Origin of the sequence: Streptomyces sp. NPDC090994 (genome assembly GCF_044768905.1) — a bacterium.
Taxonomy (GTDB): domain Bacteria; phylum Actinomycetota; class Actinomycetes; order Streptomycetales; family Streptomycetaceae; genus Streptomyces.
The window spans coordinates 756,839-770,134 of the sequence record NZ_JBIVWS010000001.1 but is presented as its reverse complement, the minus strand read 5'-3'; the positions used below and the strand labels follow the sequence as shown (position 1 = coordinate 770,134).

At 71.2% G+C, this 13,296-nt stretch carries 17 protein-coding genes and 1 tRNA gene; 1 reads left to right on the top strand and 17 read right to left on the bottom strand.

All coding sequences use genetic code 11. The annotated features are described in order from the left end of the window. The first annotated feature begins 10 nt into the window (after positions 1-10). A tRNA-Tyr gene (locus tag ACIQR3_RS03655) sits at positions 11-92 on the top strand. Positions 93-245: 153 nt separating this feature from the next. Here ACIQR3_RS03655 and ACIQR3_RS03650 read toward each other — a convergent pair. The 17 genes from ACIQR3_RS03650 to ACIQR3_RS03570 all read right to left on the bottom strand — a co-directional run bounded on the left by ACIQR3_RS03650 (position 246) and on the right by ACIQR3_RS03570 (position 12,902). Further along, the gene (locus ACIQR3_RS03650) at positions 246-1,610 is read right to left on the bottom strand and encodes a tyrosine-type recombinase/integrase (RefSeq protein WP_403533510.1); all 1,365 of its coding nucleotides are present in this window, start codon (positions 1,608-1,610) and stop codon (positions 246-248) included. Next, complete coding sequence (locus ACIQR3_RS03645; RefSeq protein WP_030671993.1) at positions 1,607-1,816, bottom strand: AlpA family transcriptional regulator; 210 nt, start codon at positions 1,814-1,816, stop codon at positions 1,607-1,609. Before ACIQR3_RS03645 ends, ACIQR3_RS03650 begins: the two co-directional genes overlap by 4 nt. A gap of 457 nt (positions 1,817-2,273) precedes the next feature. Continuing rightward, positions 2,274-3,749 carry an ATP-binding protein gene (locus ACIQR3_RS03640; protein ID WP_403533507.1) on the bottom strand — a complete coding sequence of 492 codons (1,476 nt, stop codon included), beginning with the start codon at positions 3,747-3,749 and terminating at the stop codon, positions 2,274-2,276. Positions 3,750-3,752: 3 nt separating this feature from the next. Further along, positions 3,753-4,652 (bottom strand): bifunctional DNA primase/polymerase, encoded by a 900-nt coding sequence (locus ACIQR3_RS03635; protein WP_403533506.1) that lies wholly within the window; start codon positions 4,650-4,652, stop codon positions 3,753-3,755. Between the two features lie 86 nt (positions 4,653-4,738). After that, positions 4,739-5,026 carry a hypothetical protein gene (locus ACIQR3_RS03630; protein WP_403533503.1) on the bottom strand — a complete coding sequence of 96 codons (288 nt, stop codon included), beginning with the start codon at positions 5,024-5,026 and terminating at the stop codon, positions 4,739-4,741. A 17-nt stretch (positions 5,027-5,043) separates the two neighbouring features. Continuing rightward, positions 5,044-5,478 (bottom strand): hypothetical protein, encoded by a 435-nt coding sequence (locus ACIQR3_RS03625; protein ID WP_403533500.1) that lies wholly within the window; start codon positions 5,476-5,478, stop codon positions 5,044-5,046. 13 nt (positions 5,479-5,491) lie between these two features. Then, positions 5,492-5,683: a hypothetical protein gene (locus ACIQR3_RS03620; protein ID WP_403533498.1), complete on the bottom strand. Its 192-nt coding sequence runs from the start codon at positions 5,681-5,683 to the stop codon at positions 5,492-5,494. Further along, a complete protein-coding gene (locus ACIQR3_RS03615; protein WP_403533495.1) occupies positions 5,680-5,949 on the bottom strand; it encodes a hypothetical protein in 270 nt (89 codons plus the stop codon). The genes ACIQR3_RS03620 and ACIQR3_RS03615 overlap by 4 nt, the downstream gene beginning before the upstream one ends. A 141-nt stretch (positions 5,950-6,090) precedes the next feature. After that, entirely contained in the window at positions 6,091-8,271 is a 2,181-nt protein-coding gene (locus ACIQR3_RS03610; RefSeq protein ID WP_403533492.1) for a cell division protein FtsK, read from the bottom strand. An 87-nt stretch (positions 8,272-8,358) separates the two neighbouring features. Continuing rightward, complete coding sequence (locus ACIQR3_RS03605; protein ID WP_403533489.1) at positions 8,359-9,174, bottom strand: phosphoadenosine phosphosulfate reductase; 816 nt, start codon at positions 9,172-9,174, stop codon at positions 8,359-8,361. Beyond that, positions 9,171-9,788 carry a GGDEF domain-containing protein gene (locus tag ACIQR3_RS03600; protein WP_403533487.1) on the bottom strand — a complete coding sequence of 206 codons (618 nt, stop codon included), beginning with the start codon at positions 9,786-9,788 and terminating at the stop codon, positions 9,171-9,173. Before ACIQR3_RS03600 ends, ACIQR3_RS03605 begins: the two co-directional genes overlap by 4 nt. Further along, a complete protein-coding gene (locus ACIQR3_RS03595) occupies positions 9,785-10,843 on the bottom strand; it encodes a conjugal transfer protein (RefSeq protein WP_403533989.1) in 1,059 nt (352 codons plus the stop codon). Before ACIQR3_RS03595 ends, ACIQR3_RS03600 begins: the two co-directional genes overlap by 4 nt. Before the next feature lie 56 nt (positions 10,844-10,899). After that, complete coding sequence (locus tag ACIQR3_RS03590; RefSeq protein WP_403533485.1) at positions 10,900-11,349, bottom strand: Pycsar system effector family protein; 450 nt, start codon at positions 11,347-11,349, stop codon at positions 10,900-10,902. Further along, positions 11,346-11,615: a DUF6284 family protein gene (locus ACIQR3_RS03585; protein ID WP_403533483.1), complete on the bottom strand. Its 270-nt coding sequence runs from the start codon at positions 11,613-11,615 to the stop codon at positions 11,346-11,348. The genes ACIQR3_RS03590 and ACIQR3_RS03585 overlap by 4 nt, the downstream gene beginning before the upstream one ends. Before the next feature lie 203 nt (positions 11,616-11,818). Beyond that, complete coding sequence (locus tag ACIQR3_RS03580) at positions 11,819-12,034, bottom strand: hypothetical protein (RefSeq protein ID WP_403533480.1); 216 nt, start codon at positions 12,032-12,034, stop codon at positions 11,819-11,821. Positions 12,035-12,232: 198 nt separating this feature from the next. After that, on the bottom strand, positions 12,233-12,613 hold the full coding sequence (locus ACIQR3_RS03575) for an ATPase (RefSeq protein WP_403533477.1): 381 nt from the start codon (positions 12,611-12,613) through the stop codon (positions 12,233-12,235). 103 nt (positions 12,614-12,716) lie between these two features. Continuing rightward, a complete protein-coding gene (locus tag ACIQR3_RS03570; protein WP_403533475.1) occupies positions 12,717-12,902 on the bottom strand; it encodes a hypothetical protein in 186 nt (61 codons plus the stop codon). Between the last annotated feature and the right edge of the window lie 394 nt (positions 12,903-13,296).

Sequence of the window (13,296 nt, the reverse complement as noted above, 5' to 3'; positions counted from 1 at the left end):
AGCGAACCCCGGCGGTGTGCCCGAGCGGCCAAAGGGAGCAGACTGTAAATCTGCCGGCTCAGCCTTCCCAGGTTCGAATCCTGGCGCCGCCACACGGGAACAAGAGGCCCGTGACCTGCTGTCTCATCAGGTCACGGGCCTCTTGCCGTATGCCGTCCCGCAGGGCGGGGTGTCTCACCCTGTCTCGCGTTCGAACGCCCCGTCTCGGACTCTGCGGACGGAGCGCGGACGGGATTTTCGCCGCGTCAGACGCTCCGTCCCAGCCGTGCGGAGATCTTGGCATTGGCCGCGTCGTCGCCGTCCTTCAGGAACTTGGCGTACACCCGAAACAGGACCGCCACACTGTGGCCGGCCCGCTCAGCCACGAGCTGCGGTTCCACGCCCGAACTGAGCCACGTCGACACTGCGGCGTGACGAAGGTCATAAGGCCGCTTGGCCAGTGCGGAGTGGAACTCGGCAGGCGTGAGCGCGCGCGACCGCGCTTCAGCCCAGACCTCCCCGTATCCGGTGTCCTGCACGAGTCCACCTCGGAGCGTCTGGAAGACGCGACCGTCCGGCGCCGTGCCGTACGCGGTGAGGTGCCACCGCAGCAGCGCGACCAGTTCCGGCGGGATCGGCACGGGCCGTACTGCTTTCCGCGGGCGGTGCTTCAGGCCGCGCTTCTCGTGTGCCTCTCCGCTGTCCGTCCAGGCGGTGCCGGATCGGGGGCGGGTCTCATGCAGCCTCAGCACGCCCCACCCTCGCCGGGGGAGATCACAGTCCGTGACCCGTAGGCCGATCACTTCCGCCGGCCGCGCGGCGGCGTAGTACATGCAGCCGAAGAACGCGGCGAGCCGGCGTCCCCGCTTGCTCTGATCACGCACGGCGGTCAGCAGCTTGGCGGCTTGCGCCGGATTCGGGACGCATGCCGGGTCCACTTCCTCCGTGACCTGTTCGGGCGCCTTCCACTTGACGCGGTCCAAGGGGTTGTCCGTCAGCAGCTCGGCGTCGACCGCGAACTCAAGGGAGTTGTAGAAGATCGCGCGCTTGCGGCTGATCGTCCCCGGGGCCGCCGTCTTCCCGTCCAGCCGCTTGGATAGGGCCCTAAGCGCGGACTTGACCAACAGCCGGTCCGTGAGGGCCGACGTGGGCAGAGACTTCCGCTGGAACCAAGCGAGTACCTGCGCCACCTCGGCCGGTGGCTCTTCCTCCCACCGGTTTTTGTTGAACGCCCACCCGTAGAGCGCGCTCCGCACGGTCCGGGCGTCGGGCATGCCCTTGGTGTCCTTCACGAACGCCGGCGTCACGGTCGCCATGGCTTCGGCCAACGTCCGCCGGGTGTTGCCGGGGGAGTCGTCCCACTTCATCGCGATGTAGTTGCGCGCGTGCTCGTACCAGGAGATGTCACGCTTCTGGTCGACCATGGACTTGGGGAGGCCGCTCTCCACGTCGAACGGCTCACCCTTCCGGGCCGCCGTCATGAGTTCCGACCGGCGGCTGTCGGCCAAGCCCTGGGTGAGGAACGACTCCGCGTGCTCGCGGGTGCCCACCATCCAACGCAGTTGGTACGGCTTCCGGTAGCTGCGCTTTCGGATGGCCCAGAACTTGACGGTGTAGCTCCACTCGGTCACGCGGCCTCCAACTCGTCCTTGAAAGCGTCCAGGACGCTGCGGCGGACGCAGATGCGGCCGGACGGCGTGCGGCGAGCCTCGGGGGTGAGGCCACGGTCACGCCAGCGGTACCAAGTCGGGCGGCTGATGCCGAGTTCTTCCAGAACTTCCGGCAGGGGGATCAACTCGTCTTTCGGGGTGCGGCGGCGCCGGGTGGGCGTGGTCATGCTGGGGTCTCCATACCTGGGCTTTTCGGGGTGCTGCTGTGCGCGGCTGTGTCCGAGGTGCGGATTTCTGCGTCACCCGCGTCATCTGCGTCATTCGGTGCTTTGACCTGCGGTTTCGGGGTGACGCAGGGCCCGGGTGTGTGTCACCTGGTGACGTAGACCTTCGTCACCGGGTGACGCGGGTGACGCGGGGTGACGCAGGATTCGGCCGTCTGCGTCACCGTTGTTTCGGCAGGCCACACGCCGTTTGCGGGGTGTGGGTGACGCAGGTGACGCAGCGTCTTCCTACTTGGGACAAAGAGGGGGTGGTGTCTGTTGTGGTGCGCGGCTCAGAGCGTGAAAGAAGGAGCCGCTGCGCGGCGCGACCTTCGCAGGGCGGCGCCGCCGCCGAACAGCAAGAGGAGCACGCGGGGCCGGGTGCTCCTCTTGCTTGTTCCGGGCGACCGGGCGTCGGTGGTCAGAAGGCGGCTTCCTGCTCGGGCGCCGGTGGTGCGGCGGGCCGCGCGATCTCGATGTACCGGGATGTTTTGGTGCGGCCCCAGTCGATGAGGACACCCCGTGCGGCGAGGGTGGGCTGAAGGCGCTTGAGGCGGTCTGAGAGCACCTTGCCGGTAGTCGGCCACCCTTTAGGAAGGGGGCGGCACTCTTCGCCGCTGTAGAGGCCCGTGAGGGCGTACAGCCATTCGGCGGACGTCATCCGCTCTTCCGCCCCCGGCTCGATGCCGGCGGCGTGCTTGAGGACGGTCTGCGCGAGCAGGTCGCCCTCGATGACGTCGTCGTTGAGGTCGTCCAGACTGGCCCGGTACGCGGCGAGTGCCCCGAGGCCGGTTGCGGCGTCGAGCTGCGCGCACAGGTGCGCGAAGTCGGCCATGCGCAGGTCGGTCGGGATGTCCGCCTGTGCCGCCCGTACCTGGACGGTGAGGTCCAGGAGCGATCCGAGGATGACGGGCAGTACCTCTGCGAAGTCGGACCACAGTTCCGCTTCGGTGCGCCTTACGCGGGGGCGTTCCAGCCGCAGGGGAAGGAGCCGTTCGGCGAGGTCGGGCCGGATCACCCCGACGTCGATGCCGGTCAGGAGCAGGGGGCGGCGGTAGCCGACGCGGAAGACGTCCCCGTCCGTGAACAGGGCTCGCTTGACGTTCTCGGCGCCGGTCACGATGCAGCACATGGCGTCCGACAGGTCCGGCGTCATGTGGGAGAGGTTGTCCAGGGCGGTGACCCACCCGGCCGCCACCGCCGCGATCAGGTTTTCCTCATCCTTCGGGGCCCGGCGCAGGTCGCCGCTCATGCCCTCGATGATCCGTACGAGCATCCGCCCGCCGGTCGACTTCCCCGCCCCCTGGGGGCCGGTGAGGAACGGGGCGGGGACGGGCACGGACGGCCCGAGGCAGCCGATGAGCCACGCGATGGCGAGGCACTCGGTCTCGGCGTTGGCGAAGTTGCACAGCCGCATCAGCAGATCGATGCCTTTGCCGTTGGTGTCCTTGGCCGGCAGCGGCAGTTCACCGGTGAGCTGGGTCCGGCGCCAGCAGACTTCCTGCGGGTCGGGGGTGCGGATGTCCCATCCGGTGGGGTGGATGCGCACTGACTGCCCGTCGCTGCGCCCGAGGTCCAGCCACGTGGCCCCGTCGAATCCGGGGGCGACGCGGATGTGCACGGGCTGCACGTCCTCGGTCAGTGCGAGTGCTTCGATCAGGTCCAGGGCTTCCTTCATGGCGGTGCCGTTGAACACGCCCACCCCGTCGCGGAAGAGGCCGACCATGAGTTCTTGCCGGTGGCTGCCGGTGGTTCCCTGGGAGCGGATCGGGCGGGCCACGGGGTGGCCGTTCTTCTGCGCGTACACGGTGCCGTCAGCGGTGCGGAAGTACCGGAAGTGCGATTGGGCGTAGTCGGTGATGACCTGCCGTGCGGGGTTCTTTTCGTCGTCAGACATGGGTCACAGTCCCAACGTGGTGCGGGCGTTGGCCCACGCGTCGGTGCAGTGCCGGGCCGTCTCGCCCTTGGTCTGCGCGGCGGTGAACAGCCGCGTGACGTGCGCCTCGGTGAGACAGCCGCACCGGCCGTGCCGGGACAGCACCGCGAGGAAGGTCCGGTACACCGTGGCGTGCACGGCGCTGCGGGCGGCGGTGATCTGCTGCTCGGCCATGGCGATGCCGCGTTCCAGGTAGGCGGGGGTGCGGTGCGGGCACTCCCCGCCCCCGAGAGGGGCAGCCGCAGTGACGGTTCGGGACGTCTGCCGGGCCGGGGCGGGCGCCTTGGCGACCAGGGCGCGTACGGCGTCCGGCAGGTCGGCCATGGTGCCGGTGCCGGGGCCGAGGTAGCGGGCGTAGGACATGGTCGACTTGATGTCGACACCGGGCCGCACGCCGTTGGACGACGTCATGGCGCCCCGGTAGATCCAGTGCTCACCCCGTGTCGTCGGCACGGTCCGCGTGGCGGGCAGGGTGGTGCGTGCCCATGCGATGGCGTCCGCGTCGTCCAGGTCGACCACGGTCAGGCCGGCGCCGCCGGGGTGGTAGCCGACGCACACCGCCTGCCGCCACGCCGCCGCCCACGGGGGCGAGACGATGACCCCGGGCCAGGTGGTGGCGGCGGCCCACGCGTGGCAGACGCCGGGGCAGTCGCAGGGGCCCGGGGTCTTCATGTTCGGTCGGCCGCCGCACGCGTTGCCCGCGCACGCGGGGCAGTTCCCGAACGGCACCTTCCCCCGGCGCAGAGGCAGCACCGGCACGCCGGACGCCGCCAGGCTCAGCGCGGTGTGCAGGGGGTAGGCGTCCAGGACCTGAATCGGCCGGAACATGTCCGGCACTCGCCGGACGGGGGTCGGTTGCGTCATGCTGGGAAACCTCCACAGGTCGCGTGCTGGCAGGTGGACAAGGGCGGCCCCGGACTTTGGCGAGACGGGGGCCGCCCTTGGTGTAGCTAGAAGGGGGGTTCGTCGCTGTAGCCGCCGGGCGGCCACGGGTCGCGGCCGGTGTGGCGGTGGCGCAGCCAGCGGCGGCGGCGCGGCAGGGGGAGCAGAATCACGGCCCACTGCGTCCAGCAAGGGCACGGCTCCCAGTCGGTGCCGGCGTACTCGCCGTTGTGGTCGCCGTAGTCGTGCGCGATCCCGCCCGCCCCGCCGCAGTCGGGGCAGCCGGGGCGGGGGGTGTCGGACAAGGCCAGGGCCCGGCGGGGGCAGTAGGTGACCTTGAGACGGAGTCGGATCACGGGCGCCGGTCCTCTCGTCAGCCGTGGAAGTGGTTGCGCTTGATCACGGCCTTGCGGATGTTGACCGTGGTCCCGCCGCCGTGGTGGCCGTTCGCGCTGAAGACCTGCACGGCGATCCATCCGCCGAAGATGACGGCGGCGAGGATGATGAGCTGGCCGATGAACGCGGTCAGGGCGGCGATGAACGAGGTGAGCAGCAGCAGTCCGCCGCACACCGCGAGGAAGCCGACGCCGCCGAGGGCGACGTTGACCGCCGTGCGGGACACGGTCGGCTTGGCGGTGACCGGCTCGGGCTGAGCCGGGGCCACGGCGTAGCCGGTGACGACCCGGCCGTCCGGCAGGACGATGCTCGCGACCGCCGGCGTCGTGTGTGGCTGGACGGGGACGACGGTTGCCGGGTGGACGGCGGCGGGGACGATGGGGGTGGGCCGGTGGATGGTGGGTTCGTTCACGGGTGGCCTCCGGTCAGCCGAGGTCGGAAAGGGCGGTGGCGCACGCGCTCACCACGTCGTGGATGGGGCCGTATGCGCCGGTTCCGGCGGTGAAGAACCCGAACAGGAACAGCACGAGGGCGGCGCCGCCGCCGGCGGACTTGGTCTTGACCGCGAAGACGGAGGCGGCTCCGAACAGCAGCACGGCGGAGATGTCGAGAATCATCGGGAGCCTCCCGGGGTGTGGGTGCCGGCGCGGTAGACGCGGGCCCACCGGTTGTAGAGCCAGCGGCCGGTGCGGATGCGCTTGCCGGTGGCGTGGCAGCGGCGGCAGTCCTTGCCGCGCTTCATGCGGCCCTTGCGGTCCGTGGTGATGGCGTGGCCCATGCCACGGCAGCGGCGGCAGTCACCGAACGGCGAGACCGCACACACCCCGGCGTAACAGAGCGTGATGCCGAGTATGAGGGTGATAGCGAGCAGGGCGGAGGTCATGCGGGGCCCTCCCAGGCAGGTTTCAGGGGTTTGCGCAGGTGGGCCGCTATCCGCTAGCGGCCTGATCAAAGGCGGTTTGGGGTGCTAGCGGGGCCGCTAACGTTAGCGGGGGCTGCCGCTATCGTTAGCGGCCCCGCAGGCTCAGCCCGCGTCCCGCTTTCCGTCACGTTCCGCAATCGCGGTGGTGATGTGGGAGCGGTCGACGCCACGCCGGTTGACGACCTTGCCGTTCACCCGGCGCCCGACCTGGATCGTGGCGATGCCGTGCGGCTTCAGCGCGGCGGCCAGCGCGTCGGGGTCCCATCCGTCGTAGACCTCGGGGCGCAGGTCCGCGAGCCGGGCCGTGATGGTCTCCGACCACGCCTTGGCCTCCTTGGCGGGGACCACGGCGAGGATGTCCGCCAGCAGGTCATAGGCGGCGGTGGTCGGCTCCGGTGCCTCCCCGAGGGCGTGGCCGGCGAGGAGTCCGGCCTTCTCCCGGACCCGGCGGGCGCGGCCGGCGATGGCTTCGGCGCCGCCGGCGTCCACGTAGACGGAGCGGACGATCCGGGCGTCGGAGCCCTCGCCCACGAAGTAGTGGATGCCCTTGTCGCCCCAGGCGAACATGGTCGCCCGCACCCCGCGCTTGTAGGCGGACGTGCCCAGGACCATGTCGTTCTCCAGCTGGCCCATGACCTTCAGGCACCACCGGGCCGACGCGTTCGCGCTGATGCCGGTGGGCAGTGACTTGGCGTCGGGGCGCTGCGTGGCCAGCAGGACGACGATGCCGGTGGCGGGGCCGCGCTTGACCAGGTCGGTGATGATCTCCTCGAATTCCTTGCCGTGTTCGGCGTGCTCGAACAGGACTTGGCACTCGTCCACCCCGACCACGATGGGGTGCAGCCCGAGTGACCGTTTGTCCGCGAGCGCGGACGTGACCTTGGACTCGGGGCAGATGTCCCGGGGCAGGGACCGGATGACCTTGGTGCGACGGCGCAGTTCCTCGCGCAGGGCCCGGAAGTCGTCCAGGGCGTACTGGACGGATTCGTCGTCGTCGCCGGCGGCGTGCCGGTAGCCGACCGCGTTGCCCACCGGGTCGAGGTCGCCGGTGCCCTTCATGTCGTAGGTGTGCAGCTCAGCGCGTGGATCGAGGGCCGCGATCAGCAGCAGCAGCCGCAGAAGGAACGTCTTGCCCATGCGGGGGATGGCGCCGATGACGCCCGCGATGTACATGAGCGTCACTTCGGTCCACCGGCCGCGCTGGTCGGTGCCGTAGGCGACCGGCTTGAACAGATCCACGCTGCCGGACTTGAGCAGCGGCCACGCCGGCTGAGCGGCGCGGGACATGTCCTGGTCCCCGACCCACAGCACCAGGTGCCCGGTGTGCTCATCCGGGACCGCTTCGGGCCACACGCAGCCCAGCGGGCGCCGCAGACCGGACGCGAGGCGTTCACGGCGTTCGATGATGTCCGTGACCGTGACGCCGTAGGGGAGGTTGCCTTCCGCGCGCCAGCCGGGGCCGTCGCGGGTGATGGGGGCGGTGAACTCGAACCCGTCGCGGCCCTTGCCCTGAGCCTGATTGATCGCGGGAATGCCGAGTGCCCCGAGGGCCCGCAGGACGATGTCACTGGTGAGCTTGGTGGCCTTGGGCAGTTCCACGGCCCGGTGGACGACCGGGGCGTCCGCCTTGCGGCCGGCGGCCCCCAGGGCGAGGACGAGGGCGCTCACGGAGACGGCTTGCAGCCAGTCGGGGGCCAGCACGTAGATGGCGAGGGCGGCCCCGAGACCGATGAACGTCGCCAGGGCGGCGACCAGGGTGCGCAGCCGGACCCGTCCGTCACGCTGCCGGGACAGCTTGAGGTACTCGGCGGCGTCCTCGCGGCGCACGGCGGCCAGGCGGACCGGTTCGCCCTCACGGTCGGCCACCCACCGCATCGTGCCGCCGACGAACCGGGCGGCGCCGGCCGGGGCCTGCAAGGCGAGGCGGACGGCGTAGACCGGGGCGCGCAGGGCGTGATATCCGGCGGCGTGGGTGTAGTGGCGGGCCACCCACGCCGACGCGGTGCGCAGCTCAGCCACGGACTTCAGCCAGACCGGGACGACCGCGCGGCGGCGGGCGCCGGCGAGCCGTCCGAGATAGCCCGGACCGGTAGCCGCGGGGGCGGGCTGGTCGACCATGACTGGGGTGTCCGGGTCGGCCGGTACAGGCTCCGGGACGGTGACGGGGGCCGGTTCGCGGGCGGCGCGGGCCTTGTCCAGGTCGACCACATCCGCGCCGGTGTCGGTGGCCATTTCGGCTTCCAGGCGGTTGAACAGTTCGTGGTCGTGGTCGGGATGCTTCACTGAGACTTCCTTCTCTCGCAGGAGGAAGGCGGGGCCCGGTCCGTCGCTGTAGGAGGTGGGCGGACGGGCCCCGCCGTGGGAGTGGTGTCAGGTCATGCACCAGCCGGAGTCACAGCCGCTGTCCCATTCGTCGAAGGGCAGGGTGTCGACTCCGTCGGGGATCGCGGCGCGCAAGGGCCGGTTGAAGCGGGTCAGCCAGACGTGGTCTTTGCCGAGTTCGTCGCGGCGCCGGTTGAGGAGTTCTTCGAGCTGGCACGCCTTCTCGAACAGCTCGGGTTCGTTGCGGCGCATGTCGTGCCAGGTCTCGGGCCGGTGGAACGGGCAGAACCAGCACGACGACTTCGGCGGCACGGGCAGACCGGCGGCGCGGATGATGCGGGCGCAGTCGATGCGGCGGATGCCGCGTTCCAGCAGCGGGTATTCGATCCGCTCGTGCGGCTCGCACCGCCGGTTGTTGGCCCGCTGGATCTCGTCCAGGCTGATGCCGATACCGACCGTGGCCGGCGCGTCCTTGGTGGCGCCGCGCCGTTTGAGTTCGTCGGCTATGACCTTGATTTTGAACTGGGCGGTGCAGGAGCGGGTGCCGGGGGCCCCGTTCGACATGCGCACCGGAATCTTCAGCGAGCGGGAGCCCTCCCGGGTGAGGTCCTGGAGCAGGGTGCGGACCTCACCGGAGCGCTTCATCACCCGGTCCAGGACGACCAGCTCTATGCCGTGTTCTTCGGCGTAGGGGATGGCGTACTGGCGCAGATAGCGCAGGGTGCCGGGGTGCTCGGAGTCGTTCCCGACGTTCGCCATCAGGAAGGTGCGGTAGTCCAGCTCACCCGTGGCCGCGAGGACCAGGGCGGCGGTGGACTGCACACCCCCGCCGAAACTGAAGGTCTTTACCGGCTCTGCGTTCATGCCGCTCCCCTACGTCCGGGCCGGCGGCCGGCGACCGATCCGAGCAGCCGACCCAGACGGGCACGGCGAGGACCGGGCCGGTCGGACCGCTTGGCCGCGTACATGGCCTCATCAGCGCGGCGCAGCAGCGCGGACAAGTCTTCGCCGGGGTGGTCGGCGGCCCGTACCCATCCCAGGGACACGGTGGTGTGCACCTCGGGGGCGGTGTCGACCGGGCGGGCCAGGACGCGGGCGAGGGTGTGCAGCCGGTCGGCCATCGTGCCGTCGCGGTCGACGACGACGGCGGCAAATTCGTCCCCGCCGAGCCGCCCCGCCACCCCGCCGGGGGCGGTGCCGTGGGCGAGGCGGGCGGCGACCGCCTTCAGCAGCGCGTCACCGGCACCGTGGCCGTGGGTGTCGTTGATCTGCTTGAAGTGGTCGACGTCCGCCAGCACGACCACGGCGCGCTTGTCGCGCAGCAGGCGGCGGGCCCGGCGGGTGAACGCGTCCCGCGTCCACAACCCGGTGAGCGGATCACGTCGCGCGGCGCGCAGGCGGCGGACCATCCACACGGCGTGGATGGTCCAGGCGGTGACGGGCAGCGCGGCGGCGGCCGTGGATGCCAGGAGGCTCATGCGGTCGCCTCCGTCCTGGCGGCCCGCTCGGCGAGCAGGGCGTCACGCAGCTTGCGGGCGTTGGCCGGGGAGGTGCGTACCTTGCGACGGATGCCCTCGGCGGTCACCTTCGCGTCCGGCCACTCGGCCGTCGCCTTGCGCGCTTCGGTGAGCAGTTGCTCGGGGGTGCGCTTGGGCCGGGCCGGCTTGGCGGAGTCGGGCACGCGGCCGGTCGCCCGGCGCCGGGCCGGGGCCGACTGGGCGGCGACGGTGCGCGGCTCGATCGAGGCGACCGGGACGGGATCGGCCGGCGGAAGCGGCTTGGCCACTGGGGCCGGCTTCATCCAGTCGACCGGCACCGGATCGGGCACCCGAACGAGCGTCGCGGTGATCGGCTCGGGGGTCGATTCGGGCAGGTCAGCCGTAGACCGTTTCCTCACGGTCTCAGTGGATTCCTCCGCGTTCGTGCCCGGGGCGGGATCGAGGACGGGCGGGGTGCTGGCACTGCCGAACATCGAGACGAGAGCGGCGTCCGCACCGGCCGTCACCCGATCGCGCTGCACGTCCAGCAGCCTCGATCCCAGCGCCACATCCCCGACCCCGACCCTGCGGGCCAGTCGCCACGACTTCCGCTCGGACCACCACTGAACGCGGGTGCTGGGGTGGTGGGTGGCACGGGCCCGGTGGTAGGCGAGGGCCTGGACCAGATCGGCGGTACGCCGCTCGTTCTCCGCGTCCCGGCCGTCGGTGTGCACCACGATCCGCCGCGCCAGGAACGCCATGCCCTCAGCCGACACCGACATGCCCATCGGGGTCAGCGCGTAGATCACCGTGCGGCCCGGATCGGGGGCGGCCATCGCGCCCATCACGGCGGCGGCGGCCGGCAGCGCCCACAGCCCCGCCCGCACGATCCGCGGGGAGGACTGGCCCAGCATGGTCAGCCCCAGCAGGACCAGGGCGAGCACGGCGGTGGCGCCCTCGCCGGCCGCCAGGGCCCCCAGTGCGGTGCCCTTGCCGTAGGAGTGCCCGATGTTGCTGTACGTGCCGATCCCGCCGAACACCCCGGTACCGAGCATCGGCACGAACGCGGCGGCGAGAACGCCGATCTGCACCTTCGTCAGCTTGACGCCGTTCACAGGGCACCCCCTGCCGTGATCAGCGCGGCGAGGATGAGCAGGGCGCCGCCAGCGTGGATCAGGTCGACCGCGCGGCGCAGGCACGTGAACTTGGCGACCGCCAGCCGGGACAGGCCGGCGATGTCGGCGGCCATGTCCCTCTCGACCGTTGCCGTGATCTCCTCGGCCGTGAGGGTGGCCCACAGGGGGAAGCCGTGCCGGCCGGACAGGTTCGGCCGCACCGACTTCAGCAGCAGACCGGCGGCGCCGACCAGCAGCGCGAGACCGGCGCCGCCGGCGACGTAGGCGGGGACGTTCAGGGGGAGGTCGCGGGCGACCGTCCAGGCGCCGGCGAGGACCGCGCCGACGAACGCCAGCAGCAGTGCCGTCTTCGTGTCCGTCCGCGCGATCTCCGCCTTCACCTCGGCGTGCGCGGCGGTCAGGTTCTTCTCCGTCGAGGCGTTCACGCGGCACCCCCGGGCAGACTCGTGCCGGCCGCGCGGTTGACCAGGGCGACGCGGGCGGTGAGCGCCCGGCGGCGGGCCCGGCGGATACGCCGCTCGTCCAGCTCGCTCGGGGTGCGGTCCAGGGTGACGATGTGCGCGTCGAGGAGGTCGACGTCCGCCAGGATGACGGGCATCTCCTGCTCGATCGCGTCCAGCTCAGCGGCGGTCGGCTCCATCCATGGAGCGAACGCGGTAACAGCGTCCTGAAGTGTGACGATGTGGTCCATGGGTCGTGGTTCTCCCTTGCAGGTGAAACGGCCCGAACAGCACCCCCGGAGTAGCCGCTCCGGGGGTGCGCGCCGTTGTGGGGTGAGCCCGTGCGGCGAGTGCCGTGCGGGCGGAGTGCCCCGGCCGGGAGTCGAACCCGGCCTGACGACCATCGGGGCGAAACAGGCAGGCCAGAGCGCGCCGGACAGGCGCGCGGGCCGGGTCAGATGAGGTTGGGCTTGAGCAGCCAGAAGGTGATGCACGCGCCCGCCAAACGCGGGTCCTGCTCGGTGGCGCTCCCGTAGATCTGTGTCAGAACGTCCTGCTCGGTACTGCCCTCGTGCGGGGTCAGGGTTCCGTTCAGCGTCACCGACGCCAGCCCCGGCTTCTCCAGCGTCAGGATGTAGAGGTGCGTGCCCTGCACGGTCTGCGTGCTCATGGTGTCTCCCTCGTTCTCGAAGATCGGCCCACCGCGAGTCCCGCAAGATGCCCGGGAGCCACGCCACGCCGTTGGGAAGGTGAAGCCGCAGCCGAGTGGTGCGGCGGGCCGCGTCGGCGGCCGGTGCCCCGGGCCGGATTCGATCCGGCGCCCTCACGGCGAGATGCCGGGGCGATGCTGCGGGAGCGGCGGGCGGCGTCAGCGCTGGACGACGTCCTTGTCCAGGTCGCGGTGACGCACGATGACCCGGTGTCCGGCGTCGCGCAGCAGCTCAGCGAGCGCGAGGGCGAAGACCGGAGCGCGGTGACGGCCCCCCGCGCATCCGTCAGCGATCCGGATGCGTCCCTGGGAGGGGCCCGAGGCGTACGCCTCCACCGCCCGGGCGGTCGCCAGGACCAGCGCGGCCACCCCGGGGGTGCCCAGCACGACCGTGCGGACCGGCTCGTCGTGGGCGGTCATGTAGCGCAGTTCCGGGCTGACGTGCGGGTCGCGGAAGTGCTCGCGCAGGTCGATGGTCAGGTGCGCGGCGGGCGGCCCGTCGTGCAGGTAGCCGAACGAAACGATCTCGACAACAGCCATGGGGACTCCAGAAGCGAGTAGGGGTGTTCCGGCTCCCCTCAGCGCTGCTCGCACGAGACGAGCAGCGGAGGCAACCGGCCGCAGCACAGAAGCGCTGCGGTGGTCAGGACTCGACGGAGGTGAGGTGAACGTCGGCGTCCTTGTAGCCCTGGTGAGCCAACTGCCGCTGCACCGATGCGGTGTAGTTCTGGCGCGGGATGTGGTTCGGGATCGTCGTCTCGCCGGTCCCGTAGCCCCTCTCGCCCGTCTTGGCGTCGGTGGCGAAAGCGGTGAACTTGACCTTCGGCATTACTGCCCCTCTCAGGTGATGGAAGCGGAACCGTCCCGGCTCCCCGCGCGGGAGAGGCAGCCGGCCGCAGCGTCACGCGCTGCGAAACCGGGGACGGACCGGGCTTGCTGTGCGGGCGCCGCCGGCCGGTCCGTCGCGGCGGCGCCCTTGGTATGTCGTCGGTTCACACCGACCCTCCTGCCGATTGCAGGGACACGGCTTCACCGGTACTCCGTTGCCACGGGGCACCGGTCCCGAGCCGGGAAAGTCGGGCGCGTCATCGTCACTGCTCTGACGCCAGCAGGGCGGCCCGCACCGGGCGGAACCCCACGTCAGGGGGTTTTCTCCGGAGCCGGTGGGCTTGGCATTGCCGCCGACGACATCACCCGGTCGCCGCGGGGGCGGTCTCACTCTT

Excerpts from the sequence above, each read along its gene's own strand:
- ACIQR3_RS03645 (WP_030671993.1), bottom strand. The coding sequence starts at position 1,816 with ATGACCACGCCCACCCGGCGCCGCCGCACCCCGAAAGACGAGTTGATC.
- ACIQR3_RS03640 (WP_403533507.1), bottom strand. The coding sequence starts at position 3,749 with ATGTCTGACGACGAAAAGAACCCCGCACGGCAGGTCATCACCGACTAC.
- ACIQR3_RS03635 (WP_403533506.1), bottom strand. The coding sequence starts at position 4,652 with ATGACGCAACCGACCCCCGTCCGGCGAGTGCCGGACATGTTCCGGCCG.
- ACIQR3_RS03620 (WP_403533498.1), bottom strand. The coding sequence starts at position 5,683 with ATGATTCTCGACATCTCCGCCGTGCTGCTGTTCGGAGCCGCCTCCGTC.
- ACIQR3_RS03615 (WP_403533495.1), bottom strand. The coding sequence starts at position 5,949 with ATGACCTCCGCCCTGCTCGCTATCACCCTCATACTCGGCATCACGCTC.
- ACIQR3_RS03605 (WP_403533489.1), bottom strand. The coding sequence starts at position 9,174 with ATGAACGCAGAGCCGGTAAAGACCTTCAGTTTCGGCGGGGGTGTGCAG.
- ACIQR3_RS03600 (WP_403533487.1), bottom strand. The coding sequence starts at position 9,788 with ATGAGCCTCCTGGCATCCACGGCCGCCGCCGCGCTGCCCGTCACCGCC.
- ACIQR3_RS03595 (WP_403533989.1), bottom strand. The coding sequence starts at position 10,843 with ATGCTCGGTACCGGGGTGTTCGGCGGGATCGGCACGTACAGCAACATC.
- ACIQR3_RS03585 (WP_403533483.1), bottom strand. The coding sequence starts at position 11,615 with ATGGACCACATCGTCACACTTCAGGACGCTGTTACCGCGTTCGCTCCA.
- ACIQR3_RS03580 (WP_403533480.1), bottom strand. The coding sequence starts at position 12,034 with ATGAGCACGCAGACCGTGCAGGGCACGCACCTCTACATCCTGACGCTG.
- ACIQR3_RS03575 (WP_403533477.1), bottom strand. The coding sequence starts at position 12,613 with ATGGCTGTTGTCGAGATCGTTTCGTTCGGCTACCTGCACGACGGGCCG.
- ACIQR3_RS03570 (WP_403533475.1), bottom strand. The coding sequence starts at position 12,902 with ATGCCGAAGGTCAAGTTCACCGCTTTCGCCACCGACGCCAAGACGGGC.